This is a genomic window from Blastococcus litoris (genome assembly GCF_003075095.1).
GTDB lineage: Bacteria > Actinomycetota > Actinomycetes > Mycobacteriales > Geodermatophilaceae > Blastococcus_B > Blastococcus_B litoris.
On record NZ_QCZF01000003.1, the window covers coordinates 140,297 to 155,304 of the forward strand.

14 protein-coding genes are annotated in these 15,008 nt (G+C 72.8%); 10 read left to right on the forward strand and 4 right to left on the reverse strand.

Annotated elements, in window-relative coordinates; all coding sequences use genetic code 11:
• The first annotated feature begins 14 nt into the window (after window positions 1-14).
• Window positions 15-1,637: a DHA2 family efflux MFS transporter permease subunit gene (locus tag DCS98_RS07750; protein ID WP_241037347.1), complete on the forward strand. Its 1,623-nt coding sequence runs from the start codon at window positions 15-17 to the stop codon at window positions 1,635-1,637.
• A gap of 61 nt (window positions 1,638-1,698) precedes the next feature.
• Here the strand turns inward: DCS98_RS07750 and DCS98_RS07755 are convergent, their stop codons facing one another.
• Window positions 1,699-2,127, reverse strand: coding sequence for an OsmC family peroxiredoxin (locus DCS98_RS07755; protein ID WP_116450815.1), 429 nt, complete (start codon window positions 2,125-2,127; stop codon window positions 1,699-1,701).
• 96 nt (window positions 2,128-2,223) lie between these two features.
• Window positions 2,224-2,679 carry a MarR family winged helix-turn-helix transcriptional regulator gene (locus tag DCS98_RS07760; protein ID WP_116450816.1) on the reverse strand — a complete coding sequence of 152 codons (456 nt, stop codon included), beginning with the start codon at window positions 2,677-2,679 and terminating at the stop codon, window positions 2,224-2,226.
• Window positions 2,680-2,882: 203 nt separating this feature from the next.
• Here DCS98_RS07760 and clpB point away from each other — a divergent pair, with 203 nt between their 5' ends.
• Complete coding sequence (gene clpB / locus DCS98_RS07765) at window positions 2,883-5,474, forward strand: ATP-dependent chaperone ClpB (protein WP_116450817.1); 2,592 nt, start codon at window positions 2,883-2,885, stop codon at window positions 5,472-5,474.
• Between the two features lie 170 nt (window positions 5,475-5,644).
• The gene (locus DCS98_RS23285) at window positions 5,645-6,358 is read left to right on the forward strand and encodes a hypothetical protein (RefSeq protein WP_206340153.1); all 714 of its coding nucleotides are present in this window, start codon (window positions 5,645-5,647) and stop codon (window positions 6,356-6,358) included.
• A gap of 42 nt (window positions 6,359-6,400) precedes the next feature.
• Here DCS98_RS23285 and DCS98_RS07775 read toward each other — a convergent pair whose 3' ends face one another.
• Window positions 6,401-6,871: a hypothetical protein gene (locus DCS98_RS07775; RefSeq protein ID WP_164704442.1), complete on the reverse strand. Its 471-nt coding sequence runs from the start codon at window positions 6,869-6,871 to the stop codon at window positions 6,401-6,403.
• A gap of 115 nt (window positions 6,872-6,986) precedes the next feature.
• Between DCS98_RS07775 and DCS98_RS07780 the strand changes: the two genes are divergently transcribed.
• Both DCS98_RS07780 and DCS98_RS07785 read left to right on the forward strand, forming a co-directional pair.
• A complete protein-coding gene (locus DCS98_RS07780; protein WP_206340154.1) occupies window positions 6,987-8,657 on the forward strand; it encodes a molybdopterin-dependent oxidoreductase in 1,671 nt (556 codons plus the stop codon).
• 119 nt (window positions 8,658-8,776) lie between these two features.
• The gene (locus tag DCS98_RS07785) at window positions 8,777-9,442 is read left to right on the forward strand and encodes a fasciclin domain-containing protein (protein ID WP_241037349.1); all 666 of its coding nucleotides are present in this window, start codon (window positions 8,777-8,779) and stop codon (window positions 9,440-9,442) included.
• Window positions 9,443-9,503: 61 nt separating this feature from the next.
• Here DCS98_RS07785 and DCS98_RS07790 read toward each other — a convergent pair whose 3' ends face one another.
• Entirely contained in the window at window positions 9,504-9,959 is a 456-nt protein-coding gene (locus DCS98_RS07790) for a TspO/MBR family protein (RefSeq protein ID WP_116450820.1), read from the reverse strand.
• A gap of 33 nt (window positions 9,960-9,992) precedes the next feature.
• Between DCS98_RS07790 and pyrE the strand changes: the two genes are divergently transcribed.
• The 5 genes from pyrE to DCS98_RS07815 all read left to right on the forward strand — a co-directional run bounded on the left by pyrE (window position 9,993) and on the right by DCS98_RS07815 (window position 14,923).
• A complete protein-coding gene (pyrE, locus tag DCS98_RS07795; protein WP_206340155.1) occupies window positions 9,993-10,547 on the forward strand; it encodes an orotate phosphoribosyltransferase in 555 nt (184 codons plus the stop codon).
• A gap of 31 nt (window positions 10,548-10,578) precedes the next feature.
• The gene (locus tag DCS98_RS07800) at window positions 10,579-12,003 is read left to right on the forward strand and encodes an FAD-binding oxidoreductase (protein WP_116451116.1); all 1,425 of its coding nucleotides are present in this window, start codon (window positions 10,579-10,581) and stop codon (window positions 12,001-12,003) included.
• Window positions 12,004-12,040: 37 nt separating this feature from the next.
• A complete protein-coding gene (locus DCS98_RS07805) occupies window positions 12,041-13,387 on the forward strand; it encodes an FAD-dependent oxidoreductase (protein ID WP_241037351.1) in 1,347 nt (448 codons plus the stop codon).
• 85 nt (window positions 13,388-13,472) lie between these two features.
• On the forward strand, window positions 13,473-14,504 hold the full coding sequence (gene fbaA, locus DCS98_RS07810) for a class II fructose-bisphosphate aldolase (protein WP_116450822.1): 1,032 nt from the start codon (window positions 13,473-13,475) through the stop codon (window positions 14,502-14,504).
• Window positions 14,504-14,923 carry a DUF3151 domain-containing protein gene (locus DCS98_RS07815; protein WP_116450823.1) on the forward strand — a complete coding sequence of 140 codons (420 nt, stop codon included), beginning with the start codon at window positions 14,504-14,506 and terminating at the stop codon, window positions 14,921-14,923. The genes fbaA and DCS98_RS07815 overlap by 1 nt, the downstream gene beginning before the upstream one ends.
• Window positions 14,924-15,008 lie beyond the last annotated feature (85 nt).

Here is a 15,008-nt window from a genome sequence, read left to right on the forward strand (position 1 = left end):
AGCAAGGACCTCCCGTGAGCAGCACCGTCCAGCGTCCCGAACGGGTCGCCGTCCCCGATCCGGGCGCCGACACCGCACCCGCCGAGCAGCAGGGCCAGATGACGCACCGGGAGATCCTCTCGGCGCTCTCCGGGATGCTCCTGGCGATGTTCGTGGCGTTCCTGTCCTCGACAGTCGTCTCGAACGCGCTGCCGACGATCATCACCGACCTGCGGGGCACCCAGAGCCAGTACACGTGGGTCGTCACGGCGACGCTCCTGGCCTCGACCGCGTCCACGCCCATCTGGGGCAAGCTCGCCGACCTGTTCAGCAAGAAGCTGCTCATCCAGCTCTCCATCACGATCTTCGTCGTCGGGTCGATGCTGGCCGGTCTCTCCCAGTCGGTGGAGACGCTCATCGCCTGGCGGGTGCTGCAGGGCCTGGGCCTCGGCGGACTGCAGGCGCTGGTCCAGATCGCGATGGCGGCGATGATCAGCCCCCGCGAGCGGGGCCGGTACTCCGGTCTCCTCGGTGGCGTCATGGCCGTGGCGACCGTGGGCGGACCGCTGCTGGGCGGCCTGCTGGTCGACACCAGCTGGCTCGGCTGGCGCTGGTGCTTCTACGTCGGCGTCCCGTTCGGCGTCGTCGCCCTCGTCCTGCTCCAGCGCACCCTGCACCTGCCGGTGACGAAGCGGACGGTGCACATCGACTACCTCGGCGCCGCGTTCCTGACCGCCGGCGTCTCGGCGCTGCTCATCTGGGTCACGCTCGCCGGGGACAGCTTCGCCTGGGCCTCGACGGAGACCGCGCTGTTCCTCTCCGGCGGCATCGCCGCCGTCGTCGCCTTCGTCGTGACCGAGCTCAAGGCGAAGGAGCCGATCGTGCCGCTCCGGCTCTTCCGGGACCGGACGACGACGCTGGCCATCATCGCCAGCATCGCGATCGGTGTGGCGATGTTCGGCTCGTCGGTCTTCCTCGGCCAGTACCTGCAGATCTCCCGCGGCTACTCGCCCACCGAGGCCGGTCTGCTGACGATCCCGATGGTCGCCGGGCTGCTGCTGTCGTCCACCGTGTCGGGGATCCTGATCACCAGGACCGGGCGCTGGAAGCGGTTCCTGGTCGCGGGCTCGGTGCTGGTCGTCGTGGGCTTCGGGCTGCTCTCGTCCGTCGACCACGAGACGGACATGGTGCTGCTGAGCGGCTTCCTCTTCGTGCTCGGCGTCGGCATCGGGATGACGATGCAGAACCTCGTGCTGGCCGTGCAGAACACGGTGGCGGCGGCGGACCTGGGTGCCGCGAGCTCCGCGGTGGCCTTCTTCCGCAGCCTCGGCGGCACGATCGGCGTGTCGGTGCTGGGTGCGGTCCTCTCCACCCGGGTCGGCGACCTGATCCGGGACGGTCTGGCCGGCGTTCCGGGGGCGGCCGAGGCCGCCGGCTCTGGAGACGTGGGCCTGGCGAACCTCGCCGACGCGCCGCCGGCCATCCAGACGTTGATCCGGGTCTCCTACGGCGACGCCACGGGGCGCATCTTCCTCATCTCCGCCGTCATCGCCGTGATCGCGATGGGGGCGATCGTGCTCATCCGGGAGATCGCGCTCAGCACCAGGAGCGGTGCGGCGCGGCTGCGGGACGAGACCGTCGAGGTCGTCGCCCCCTGAGCCGGCGACGACGAAGGCCCGGTCCCCTCGGGGGCCGGGCCTTCGTGCCGTACGGGGCGGTCTAGGACTCGAGTGCGGCGTCGAGGGTGATCTCCTCGACCCCCGCCAGCGCCTTGCTCACCGGGCACCCGGCCTTGGCCGCCTGCGCCGCCTGCTCGAACCCCGCGGCGTCGAGACCCTCGACCTCGCCGCGGACCGTCAGGTGGATCTTGGTGATCGCGCCCGCGCCCAGGGTCACGTCCGCGGTGACCTCGAACGCCACCGGCGTGCCGCCGGCCTTCGCGACCTCGCTCGACAGCGCCATCGAGAAGCATGCCGAGTGCGCCGCGGCGATGAGCTCCTCGGGGCTCGTGGTGCCCCCGGCGTCGTCCGCCGTGCGCTTGGGGAAGGACACGTCGAACGTGCCGACCTTCGAACTGGACAGCTCGACCTGACCGGAGCCCTCCTGCAGGGTGCCGTTCCAGGCCGTGCGTGCGCTGCGAGTGGGCATGTCGCCTCTTCCGTACCGGGCGCCGCCCGCTCCTGGACGGCGCGTCGGCGAAGCCCTTACCCGCCGATCGCCGCTGCTACCGCGCCCGCACGCGGCTCAGCAGACGGCTTCGCCGCGGTTGACGCGCTCGGTGAGCAGCCGCAGCCGCTCCATCAGCTCGTCGAACTCGCCCGTGCTGAACCCGATGGCGCCGATCATCTCCTCGGAGATCGCGAACGCCTTGTCGCGCAGGGCGCGGCCCTCGTCGGTCAGCGCGATGGACACCGAGCGCTCGTCCTCGACCCGGCGGTGCCGGGTGACCAGCCCGGCGGCGGTGAGCCGCTTGAGCAGGGGGGACAGGGTGCCGCTGTCGAGCGCCAGGCGCGAACCGAGCTGGCCGACGGTCTGGTGGTCGGTCTCCCAGAGCAGCATCATGACGAGGTACTGCGGATAGGTCAGGCCGAGGGTGTCGAGCATCGGGCGGTAGCGCGCCGTCACCGCCCGGGAGGCGGCGTACAGCGCGAAGCACAACTGGTCGTCGAGCGCCACGCTCGGTGCCGGCAGAGCGGTCATGCCCAGAGTCTAGGGCGCAGGACGGCGAATGCCATGGCCACGCCAGGGCCGATCGTCCCGCCGGGTGGGGCAGGACGCCGGGTTCACGTGGCAAGGTTGAGCGGAACAGACTCAACTTGGTGGTCGTTGCACTGGTCGACCACCCCCCGCCGGAGCACCCGGCGGCCGAACGCACCACGACGAGAGGAAGCGCGTCCACGACCATGGAGAGCAAGCTCACGACCCGGTCGCAGGAGGCCGTCGCCGCCGCGCAGCGCCTGGCGGTCGCCCGCGGTCAGGCGGCCCTCGAACCACTGCACCTGCTCGCCTCCCTGCTCGAGCAGGCCGACGGCATCGCGGGCCCGCTGCTGACGGCGGTCGGCTCCGATCCCGCCGATGTCCGTGCGAAGACGGAGGCGGCGCTGCGCCGCATGCCCAGCGTCACCGGGGCGACCGTGCCCGCGCCGGCGCCGTCCCGGGAGCTGCTGCGCGTCATCAACGACGCCGGCGAGCAGGCCGGCGCCCTGGGTGACGAGTACATCTCCACCGAGCACCTGCTGGTCGGTCTGGCCGGCTCCGGGGGCGAGGCCGGCGACGTCCTCACCGGCGCGGGTGCCACCCGCGACACCCTGCTCGGTGCCTTCCGGACCGTCCGCGGCAGCCGCAAGGTCACGACGCCGGACCCGGAGGCGACGTACCAGGCCCTCGAGAAGTACGCCGTCGACCTCACCCAGCGGGCCCGCGACGGCAAGATCGACCCCGTCGTCGGCCGCGACACCGAGATCCGCCGCGTCGTGCAGGTGCTGTCCCGCCGCACGAAGAACAACCCCGTGCTCATCGGCGAGCCCGGCGTCGGGAAGACCGCGATCGTCGAGGGGCTGGCCCAGCGCATCGTCGCCGGCGACGTCCCCGAGAGCCTCAAGGGCAAGCGCCTGATGGCGCTGGACCTGTCGGCCATGGTCGCCGGTGCCAAGTACCGCGGTGAGTTCGAGGAGCGCCTCAAGGCGGTGCTCCAGGAGATCACCGACTCCGAGGGCGAGATCGTCACCTTCATCGACGAGCTGCACACGATCGTCGGCGCCGGGGCCAGCGGCGACTCCGCCATGGACGCCGGCAACATGATCAAGCCGATGCTCGCCCGTGGCGAGCTGCGCATGGTCGGCGCCACGACCCTCGACGAGTTCCGCGAGCACATCGAGAAGGACCCCGCGCTGGAGCGCCGTTTCCAGCAGGTCTTCGTCGGCGAGCCCTCGGTCGAGGACACGATCGGCATCCTCCGCGGGCTCAAGGAGCGCTACGAGGTCCACCACGGTGTCCGCATCACCGACGCCGCGATCGTGGCCGCCGCGACGCTGTCGGACCGGTACGTCACGGCCCGCTTCCTCCCCGACAAGGCGATCGACCTGGTCGACGAGGCCGCCAGCCGGCTGCGCATGGAGATCGACAGCCGTCCCGTCGAGGTCGACGAGGTCGAGCGCGCCGTGCGGCGCATGGAGATCGAGGAGATGGCGCTGTCCAAGGAGGACGACCCGTCGTCCCTGGACCGCCTGGCCGCCCTGCGCTCCGACCTGGCCGACCGCCGCCAGGAGCTGGCCGAGCTGACCTTCCGCTGGCAGCAGGACAAGACCGCCATCGAGCGGATCCAGCGCATCAAGGAGGAGCTCGAGTCGGTCCGGCTGGAGGCCGAGCGCGCCGAGCGCGACGGCGACCTGGCCCGGGCCGCGGAGCTGCGCTACGGCCGGCTGCCCGACCTGGAGCGGTCGCTGACCTCGGCCGAGGAGTCCGTGGCCTCGGGCGAGTCGATGCTCAAGGAGGAGGTCGGCCCCGACGACATCGCCGAGGTCGTCCAGGCGTGGACGGGCATCCCCGCGGGCCGGCTGCTCGAGGGCGAGACCCAGAAGCTGCTGCGCATGGAGGAGGGCCTGGCCGGCCGCGTCGTCGGCCAGCCCGACGCCGTCCGCGCCGTGTCCGACGCCGTGCGCCGCGCCCGCTCCGGCGTGGCCGACCCCGATCGCCCGACCGGCTCCTTCCTCTTCCTGGGACCCACGGGTGTCGGCAAGACCGAGCTGGCCAAGGCGCTGGCCGAGTTCCTGTTCGACGACGAGCGGGCCATGGTCCGCATCGACATGAGCGAGTACTCGGAGAAGCACTCGGTCGCCCGCCTGGTCGGTGCCCCTCCGGGCTACGTCGGCTACGAGGCCGGCGGCCAGCTCACCGAGGCGGTGCGACGGCGTCCGTACACCGTGGTGCTGCTCGACGAGGTGGAGAAGGCGCACCCCGACGTCTTCGACGTGCTGCTCCAGGTGCTCGACGACGGCCGGCTCACCGACGGCCAGGGCCGGACGGTGGACTTCCGCAACACGATCCTGATCCTGACCTCGAACCTGGGGTCGCAGATCATCGCCGACCAGTCGGTGCCCGAGGAGCGCCGCCGCACCGCGGTGATGGAGGTCGTGCGCACGCACTTCAAGCCGGAGTTCCTCAACCGGCTGGACGACGTCGTGGTGTTCCGCGCCCTGGGCAGCGAGGAGCTGACCGGGATCGTCGACATCCAGGTCGGTGTCCTGGCGCGGCGGCTGGCGGCCCGGCGGCTCACGCTGCGGGTCACCGACGCCGCCAAGGAGTGGCTGGCGCTCAACGGGTTCGACCCGGTCTACGGCGCCCGTCCGCTCCGCCGGCTGGTGCAGTCGGCGATCGGCGACCAGCTGGCGAAGGCGCTGCTGTCCGGCGACATCCGCGACGGCGACGAGGTCGTCGTCGACTGGCCGGCCGACGTCACGGACGGCGACAGCGGGCTGAGCGTCACGCGCGGGTAGCGGCTCGACCACTCCTGGGGGCCCGCCGGATCACCGCGATCCGGCGGGCCCCTCCGTCGTCCACGGCCCGTGGCGGTGGTGACACGAGTGGGCGATGCGCGGTGCGGCGCCGGTCGCTCCCTTCCCCCGTCCACCATGATCGCGGGGAACCGGAACGACGGGAGAGCGACATGACGTCAGGACAGGGCGGTCCGTACGGGGACCCCTCACAGCAGGGGCAGGGCGGCCAGCAGGGCCAGCCGCCGTACGGTCAGCAGCCACCTCAGGGACAGCCGCCGTACGGGCAGCCGCCGCAGGGTCAGCAGCCGCCCTACGGCCAGCCCCCGCAGTACGGGCAGCAGCCCCCCTACGGGCAGCAGTACCCCGGGTACGCGCCCGCGCCGTCGGCCCCGACCGGCTACGGGGCGCCGGCACCCGTGGAGCGGCCCACCACCGTGCGCGTCGGCATCGGTGCACTCGTGGCCAGCCTGGTGCTGAGCGCGATCTCCGTGATCGTCACGTTCGCCGACTTCGACTCGCTCGTCGACGAGGCGCTGCGGCAGTCGACCGACCCGGCGGTCACCGAGGACCTCGCCCGCACCGGTGTGCTGATCGGGGTCGTGATCGCCCTGATCATCCTGGGCCTGATGGCGCTGTTCATCTGGTTCGCGCACCAGGGCCGCAACTGGGCTCGGATCGTGATCTTCGTCCTCGGCGGGCTCAACGTGCTGTTCGCCCTGATCGGCGCGGCCGCCGGTGTCGGGTCGACCGGCAGCGGCTTCCTGACCTCGCTGTCGTGGTTCCAGACGATCCTCGTCGCGGTCGGCGTCGTCGCCCTGGCGCTGAAGCCGTCCAACGACTGGTACCGCTACCGCGGCTGGCAGCGGGCCAACGGGCAGGGCTGAGCCCGGGACGCCGGCGGTCCTCGGGCCGCCGGCGTCCGCTCCTCAGGCCGGGGTGCGCAGCTTCGGCACCCAGGCGCCGGTCGTGCGGGCGAGCAGGCTCGCCACCGCCGAGGCCGACAGCACGAGCAGCAGCAGCAGCGAGATCGTGACCCCGCCCAGGGTCAGCGCCGACATCAGCGAGAGCAGGACCAGCAGGCCGCTCGCGGCCAGCCCCAGCCAGCGCGCCCACGGCTGGCGGCGCGGCAGGAAGACCGCGGCCAGGGCGAGCAGCAGCCCGATGGCCAGGTAGGGCACCAGCGACATGATCACGAACTGGCTGGCTTCGGACCGGGAGACGTCCGCGCCGTCCCTGACCAGCCGCGCCACCGCGTCGTCGTAGGAGTACCAGAGCAAAGCCGCGTTGGTCAGCAGCAGCGCGGCGAGGATGCCCATCACGATCACCGCGACCCGCACCGACGGCGGCATCGGCGGGCGCGGCGAGGGGGCGGGGTCGGGCGACTGGGCGTTCGGCACGGCCACAGCCTGGCAGACCGGCGCCGGCGGGACGGGCGTGTCACCCGTCCGGTTGTGCCCCAGACAATTTCGCGGCCGACGAATCCGGATCGGCACCGGCGCACGAAGACAGTGCGTGACGACGTCCTTGACGGCCCCGGGCAGCGCCCCGGAGGACCGTGCCGAGAAGCCCCGCGGCCGCCGCGCCCTCGCGGCGCTGGCCGGGCTGCTGGCCGCCGCCGTCGCCCTGGGCTTCGCCGAGCTGGTCGCCGGGTTCGTCGGCCCTGCCTCCTCCCCGGTGATCGCGGTCGGGGACGCGGCGATCACCCTGACCCCCGAGCCGGTCAAGGCCTTCGCGATCCGCACCTTCGGCGAGAACGACAAGATCGCCCTGATCGTCGGCACCCTCGCCGTCATCGCGGTGTACGCCCTGGTCGTCGGCATCGTCGGGCTGCGGAACCGCCGCCTCGGCACCCTCGGCATCGCGCTCTTCGGAGCGGTCGGCGTCCTGGCCGCCCTCACCCGTCCGGCAGGCGGGCCGCTCGACGCCCTGCCGTCGCTCGTCGGCGCCGCCGCCGGTGTCCTCGCGCTGCTGGCCCTCCTCGCTCCCCTGCAGGTCCCGGTCGCCGCTCCGCGCGGGGACGAGCTCCCGACCGCCGAGGGGCACGCGGACCAGAAGGTGGTCGACCGGCTGCGCGAGGTCCTCGGCTCGACCGACCGGAAGGGCGCCGGGCTGGACCGGAGGCGCTTCTTCCTCACCGGCGGCGTCGCGCTCGGCGCGGCCGCGCTGACCGGCGGAGGTGGCCGGCTCCTCCAGCGGCGCTTCGACGTCGCCGCCGACCGCGCGGCGCTGGAGCTGCCGTCGCCCACGTCGCGGGCGGCCGCCCTGCCCGCCGGTGCCGACCTCGCCGAGGACGTCGAGGGGCTGACCCCGCTGTTCACCGACAACGGCGAGTTCTACCGCGTCGACACCGCGATCACCGTCCCGCGCATCCGGCCGGCCGACTACCGCCTGCAGATGGCGGGCATGTTCGACTCGCCGCGCAGCTACACGCTGGCCGACCTGTTCGAGCGCGACGACGTCATCGAGCGGGACATCACCCTGACCTGCGTCTCCAACGAGGTGGGCGGCACGCTCGCCGGCACCGCCCGCTGGATCGGCGTCCCGCTCGCCCCCCTGCTGGAGGAGAACGGCATCCGCTCGGGCAGCGACCAGCTGCTGTGCCGCTCCGAGGACGGCATGACGATCGGCGCCCCGACGCGCAACGCCCTCGAGGTCGAGGACGCCATGCTGGCCTTCGGCATGAACGGCGAGCCGCTGCCGGTCGAGCACGGCTTCCCCGTGCGCATGCTCATCCCCGGCCTCTACGGCTACGTGTCGGCGTGCAAGTGGCTGGTCCGGATCGAGGCCACCACGTACGACGCCGTCGACGCCTACTGGACCGAGCGCGACTGGGCTGCCGAGGGGCCGATCAAGGTCGCCTCCCGGATCGACACCCCGGCCCCGCTCCGCCAGTTCCCGGCCGGCCGCCGCGCGATCGCCGGCGTGGCGTGGGCGCAGACCCGCGGCATCGCCAAGGTCGAGGTCCGCGTCGACGAGGAGGACTGGGCGGAGGCCGAGCTGTCCCCGGAGGTCGACGCCGACCTGTGGCGCCAGTGGGTGCTGCCCTACGACTTCAGCGCCGGCCGGCACTCGATCACCGTGCGCGCGACCAGCGCCGACGGCGAGGTCCAGACCGAGGAGCGCGCGTCGCCCTTCCCCGCCGGATCCAGCGGCTGGCACACCGTCCAGGTCGTCGCCGGCTGACCCCCAGACCCGCCACGGCACCCGCCGGGGCGAGATACTCCGGACCGCTCCCCGCGGCCCGGCGCACCACCCGCCCGCGACGAAGCGGTCGCACGGACAGGACAAGGAGCACCATCACCGTGAAGAGCAACCTCCTCACCCGCGGCGTCCTCATGACCGCCGTCTCCACCCTCGCCATCACGCTCACGGCCTGCGGTTCCGACGACTCGTCGGACAGCAGCGCCTCGGCGGACACGAGCAGCATGGAGAGCTCGGAGGCCACCGAGAGCAGCGCGATGCCGATGTCCGACGAGCCGTTCGGCGCCGGCTGCTCCGCGGTCCCGACCGAGGGCGAGGGCAGCTTCACCGGGATGACCGACGACCCGGTCGCGACCGCCGCCAGCAACAACCCGGCGCTGTCCACCCTGGTGCAGGCCGTCACCGCCGCCAACCTCGGCGACACTCTGAACACCACCGACGACATCACCGTGCTGGCCCCGGCCAACCCGGCCTTCGAGGCCGTCCCGGCCGACGCGCTCAACGGGCTGCTGGCCGACACCGCCATGCTGACGACGGTGCTCACCCACCACGTCATCCCGGGTCGCCTGACCCCGGAGGAGCTGGCCGGCACGCACACCACGCTCAACAACGACGAGGTCACCATCGAGGGCTCGGGTGAGAACTTCACCATCGCCGGCGAGGGCACCGTCGTGGGCATGGAGGCCTCGGTGATCTGCGGCAACGTGCAGACCGCCAACGCCACCGTCTACATCATCGACCAGGTGCTCAAGCCCGCTGGTATGTGATCCCCGCAGCGCCCCAGGGCCGTCGTCCGACTCCGGTCGGACGGCGGCCCTGCGTCGTCGGTCAGTTGCTCCGGGCGATCGCCACGGTCAGGGCCGTGGCGAACGCCGTCCACGCCGCGTAGGGCACGAGGACGGCGCCGGCCGGCGGGCTCACCAGGGCCGCCCGGCGGGCCAGGTCCACGGAGGAGACCGTGAGCGCCGCGCTCTCGGCAGCGGCGAGCCAGGGCCGGTGAGCCCTGAAGAAGACCGGCGTCCACGCGGCGTTGAGGACGAGGTTGCCTGCGTAGGCGCGGCCGAACGAGGGGCCCGCGCCCTTGATCAGGGCCTCGCCGGACGCCCACGCGATACCGGCGTAGAGGGCGGTCCACACGATGCCGAAGGTCTGCGGCGGCGGGTACCAGGCGGGCTTCCGGAGTTTGCGGAACCACCGGCTGTCGGGGTCGGTGGCCAGTCCGCCGAGCACTGCTGCGGTGACCGGGCCGGCGGCGGCGAGCAGCCGGGTGCGACGGGAGGACATGGCGTGATCCTGGGCCTCAGTAGGGTCGGGCGCATGACGGCTCCCGCGACCCTGCCCGACCGTGACCGCCTGCTCGAGCTGATCGTCGAGCTCGCCGTCGTGCACGGGAAGGTCACGCTGTCGTCAGGGCGCGAGGCCGACTGGTACATCGACATGCGCCGCCTGACGCTGCACCACGAGGGCGCGCCGCTGGTCGGCCGGGTGATGCGGCAGCTGACCCGCGACCTGCGCTACGACGTCGTGGGCGGCCTGACGCTGGGCGCCGACCCGGTGGCGACGGCGATGCTGCACGCGGCCGCCGACGGCGAGGGCTTCCTGGACGCCTGCGTCGTCCGGAAAGCGGGCAAGGCGCACGGGCTGCAGCGGCGGATCGAGGGCCCGGACGTCGAGGGCCGCTCCGTGCTCGTCGTCGAGGACGTGTCCACCACCGGCGGGAGCCCGCTCACCGCGGCCGAGGCGCTCCAGGAGGCCGGCGCCGAGGTCATCGGGGTCGCCGTCATCGTCGACCGCGGTGGCCGCGAGGCCGTGGAGAAGGCCGGCTTCGAGTATCGCTCCGCCTTCACCCTCGCCGACCTCGGCCTGAGCTGATCCCGCCGGGGCACCGCCGTACCGTGTGACCGTGACCACTTCGTGGGTGGCCGAGCTGCAGGACGCGCTCGGCGCCGACAGCGTCCTCACCGATCCGGACGTCACGGCTGCCTACGCCCGTGACCAGGCGATGCTCGCCCCGGCGGGCACGCCCGCGGCCGTCGTCCTGCCCCGGAGCACGGACGACGTCGTCGCCGTCCTGCGGACGGCATCGCGGCACGGCGTCCCCGTCGTCCCGCGCGGCGCCGGCTCGGGGCTGGCCGGCTCCAGCAACGCCGTCGACGGCGCGATCACGCTGGTGATGACCCGCATGGACGCCGTCCTGGAGGTGTCGCCCGCCGATCGGCTCGCCGTCGTCCAGCCGGGCGTGGTCAACAAGGCGCTGCGCGACGCCGTCGCGGGGGCGGGGCTCTTCTACCCTCCCGACCCGTCGAGCTACGACTGGTGCACGATCGGCGGCAACCTCTCGACCAACTCCGGTGGCCTGTGCTGCGTGAAGTACGGCGTCACCACCGACTACGTGCTCGGGCTCGAGGTGGTGCTCGCGGACGGCCGCGTGCTGCGCACCGGCCGGCGCACGGTCAAGGGCGTCGCCGGCTACGACCTCGCCCGGCTGTTCGTCGGCTCGGAGGGCACGCTCGGCGTCATCACCGAGGCGACGCTCGCTCTGCGGCCGGCCCCGCAGCGGCCGGTGACCCTCGCCGCAACGTTCGCCACGACCGCGCAGACCGGCGAGGTGGTGGAGCGGGTGGTCACCACCGGTCTGGTGCCCAGCCTGCTGGAGGTCATGGACAACACTTGCATCTGCGCCGTCGACGACCTGCTGAAGGCCGATCTCGACCGCTCGGCGCACGCCCTGCTCGTGGCCCAGTCCGACGCCGGCGGGGAGGCGGCCGCCCGGGAGATCGAGGCGCTCGCCGCGCTGTGCCGCGAGGCCGGAGCCGATCTCGTGCACACCACCGACGACCCCACCGAGGGCGACCTCCTGCTGCAGGCCCGCAGGATGGCGCTGCCCGCGCTCGAGCAACTGGGCAGCACCCTGATCGACGACGTCGCCGTGCCGCGTTCCCGGATCGCCGAGTTCCTCGACGGCTGCGATGCCGTCGCCGCCGCCCGCGCCCTCACCATCGGGGTGGTCGGCCACGCCGGGGACGGCAACATGCACCCGACGATCTGCTTCGACCCCGCCGACGCCGACCAGCGCCAGCGCGCGTTCGGCGCCTTCGACGACATCCTCGAGCTGGGGCTGTCCCTGGGCGGCACGATCACCGGCGAGCACGGCGTCGGGGCGATCAAGGTCGACTGGCTGGAGCGCGAGATCGGGCCGGTGGCGCTCGACGTGCACCGGGCGATCAAGGACGCCCTCGACCCGGCCGGGCTGCTCAACCCGGGCAAGGTGTTCCGGCGGGCGGCGGTGCGCGACCTCGCCGCCGTGGGTGAACTCGGCGGTCGCTGAGCTGCCGGTCGTCGGTCCCGGGTGACACGCTGTGGGCGTGGAACGGCTGGTGGTCATCGGGGGCGACGCCGCAGGTCTGTCGGCGGCCGCCCAGGCGCGGCGCCTGCGGAAGGCCGACGACCTCGACGTCGTCGTCCTGGAGCAGGGGCCGGAGATCTCCTACTCGGCGTGCGGGATCCCGTACTGGATCGGCGGGCTGGTCGAGGACCGCGACCAGCTGCTCGCCCGGGCTCCGCACGAGTTCGCGGCCCAGGACATCCACGTGCGCATGGGCACGCGGGCCGAGGGCATCGACCTCGCGGCCGGCGAGGTCCTCGTCGCGGGCGGCGAGCGGCTCGGCTACGACCACCTGGTCGTCGCCACCGGCGGCAAGCCGTTCCGGCCACCGATCGCCGGTCTGGACGCCGACGGCGTGCACGGCGTCCACCGCCTCGCGGACGGTGCCGACATCCGCGCGGCGATCGCGGCCGGCGCGAAGCGGGCCGTGGTGCTCGGCGGCGGCTACATCGGGCTGGAGATGGCCGAGGTGCTGCAGACCCGTGGCCTCGAGGTGACCGTCGTCCTTGCCGACCCGCTGCCGATGGCCCAGCTGGACGACGACATGGGGGAGCGGGTCTGCGCCGCCATGTGCTCGGCGGGGATCGACGTGCAGCCGAACCAGCCGGTCCGCGAGATCGAGATGGGCCCGGACGGCGCCGTGCGCGCGGTGCGCACCGACGAGGCGAGCTACGACGCCGACCTCGTCGTCCTCGGCCTCGGCATGGGGCCGGAGACGGCGCTGGCGCGCGAGGCCGGCCTGGCGCTCGGCTCGACCGGGGCGATCGACGTGGCGCACACCCAGCGCAGCCGCTCGCACCCCGAGGTGTTCGCGGCCGGCGACTGCTCGCAGACGTTCCACCGCATCACCGGCGAGGCGATCCACGTCGCCCTCGGCACGCACGCCAACAAGCAGGGCCGGGTCGCGGGTTCGGTCATCGGTGGGCGGCCGGCTCGCTTCGCCGGCGTCCTGGGGACGGCGATGACGAAGGTCGGCGACCTGGAGGTCGCCCGCACCGGTCTCTGCACGACGCAGGCCGAGGAGGGCGGCTACGACTACCGGACGGAGCTGATCGAGTCCTCGACCCGTGCCGGGTACTACCCCGGGGCAGCGCCCATCGCCGTCAAGATCATCACCGAGCGCGGATCGGGGCTGCTCCTGGGCGCCCAGATCGTCGGCGGGCCGGGCAGCGGCAAGCGGATCGACGTGTTCGCGACCGCCATCTGGGCGGGGATGACCGCCGAGACGCTGGCCGGCTCCGACCTCTCCTACGCCCCGCCGTTCTCACCCACCTACGACCCGGTGGTGGTGGCCGCCCGGGTGGCCAGCCGCATCGAGCAGGGCTGACGAGCGCCCCGACGTCCCGGACCGGCCGGTCCGGCGGAATACTGATCATCGAGCAGCGCCAGATCCCAACCGAGGAGTGCCCCGCATGCCCATCGCGACCCCCGAGGTCTACGCCGACATGATCCGCCGGGCCAAGGAAGGCGGGTTCGCCTACCCGGCGATCAACTGCACCTCGTCCGAGACGGTCAACGCGGCGCTGCGCGGGTTCGCCGACGCGGGCAGCGACGGCATCATCCAGTTCTCCACCGGCGGCGCCGAGTTCGGCTCCGGCACGCGGGTCAAGGACATGGTCACCGGCGCGGTGGCGCTCGCCGAGTTCGCCCACGTCGTCGCCGAGAAGTACCCGGTCAACGTCGCGCTGCACACCGACCACTGCCCCAAGGACAAGCTGGACGCCTACGTCCGTCCGCTGATCGCGCTGTCGAAGGACCGCGTCGACGCCGGCCAGGAGCCGCTGTTCCAGTCGCACATGTGGGACGGCTCGGCGATCGACCTCGACGAGAACCTCGACATCGCCGAGGAGCTCCTCGAGAAGGCGGCCGCCGCCAAGATCGTGCTCGAGGTGGAGATCGGCGTCGTCGGTGGCGAGGAGGACGGCGTCGCCCACGACATCAACGAGAAGCTCTACACCGCCGAGGGCGACTTCGTGGCCACCGCCCGCAAGCTGGGCCTCGGCGAGCGCGGCGTCTACCTGCTCGCCGCCACGTTCGGCAACGTCCACGGCGTCTACAAGCCGGGCAACGTCAAGCTCCGGCCCGAGATCCTCAAGCAGGGCCAGGACGTCGTCGCCAAGGAGTTCGGCACCTCCGACGACAAGCCGTTCAACCTGGTCTTCCACGGCGGCTCGGGTTCGGCGCAGTCGGAGATCCGCGAGGCGCTGTCCTACGGCGTGGTGAAGATGAACGTCGACACCGACACCCAGTACGCGTTCACCCGGCCGATCGCCGCGCACATGTTCACCAACTACGACGGCGTGCTGAAGGTCGACGGCGAGGTGGGCAACAAGAAGACCTACGACCCGCGCAGCTACCTCAAGGCCGCGGAGACCGGCATGGCCGCGCGCATCGTCGAGGCCTGCGAGGACCTGCTGTCCGCCGGCCAGTCGCAGGCCGGCTGATGACCCACTCGCACAACCTCCTGGGCGAGCCGGACCCGACGCTCCTGCCGGGCAACCCCGAGGCCGAGCGCGAGCTCGCCGAGGGGACCCCGGCCGCGGAGGTCGCCGCCCACCACCCGACGGTGAGCGCCGCCTGGGCAGCGCTGGCCGAGGCGGCGATCGGCCGGCCCGAGCGGCAGCTGACCGACACCATCGAGGCCTACGCCTACGCGCGCACCGGGTACCACCGCGGCCTGGACGCGCTGCGCCGCAACGGCTGGAAGGGCTTCGGCCCGGTCCCGTGGTCGCACGAGCCCAACCGCGGGTTCCTGCGCTGCGTCACGGTGCTGGCGACGGCGGCCGAGGCGATCGGCGAGCACGAGGAGCACGAGCGCTGCATCCAGCTGCTGCGCGACTGCGACCCCACCCTCGCGCCCTGACCCTCACACTCGGTAACGCTCGGTTCCGGAGACGGCGACGCGCTGACCAGGCCGGACGTGGCCGAGGTTTGACAGTTGATCGTGA

Bases quoted from the DNA above. Each gene is read 5' to 3' on its own strand.
- DCS98_RS23285 (WP_206340153.1), top strand. From the start codon at position 5,645: ATGACGTCAGGACAGGGCGGTCCGTACGGGGACCCCTCACAGCAGGGG.
- DCS98_RS07790 (WP_116450820.1), bottom strand. From the start codon at position 9,959: ATGTCCTCCCGTCGCACCCGGCTGCTCGCCGCCGCCGGCCCGGTCACC.
- fbaA (WP_116450822.1), top strand. From the start codon at position 13,473: ATGCCCATCGCGACCCCCGAGGTCTACGCCGACATGATCCGCCGGGCC.
- DCS98_RS07760 (WP_116450816.1), bottom strand. From the start codon at position 2,679: ATGACCGCTCTGCCGGCACCGAGCGTGGCGCTCGACGACCAGTTGTGC.
- pyrE (WP_206340155.1), top strand. From the start codon at position 9,993: ATGACGGCTCCCGCGACCCTGCCCGACCGTGACCGCCTGCTCGAGCTG.
- DCS98_RS07755 (WP_116450815.1), bottom strand. From the start codon at position 2,127: ATGCCCACTCGCAGCGCACGCACGGCCTGGAACGGCACCCTGCAGGAG.
- clpB (WP_116450817.1), top strand. From the start codon at position 2,883: ATGGAGAGCAAGCTCACGACCCGGTCGCAGGAGGCCGTCGCCGCCGCG.
- DCS98_RS07815 (WP_116450823.1), top strand. From the start codon at position 14,504: ATGACCCACTCGCACAACCTCCTGGGCGAGCCGGACCCGACGCTCCTG.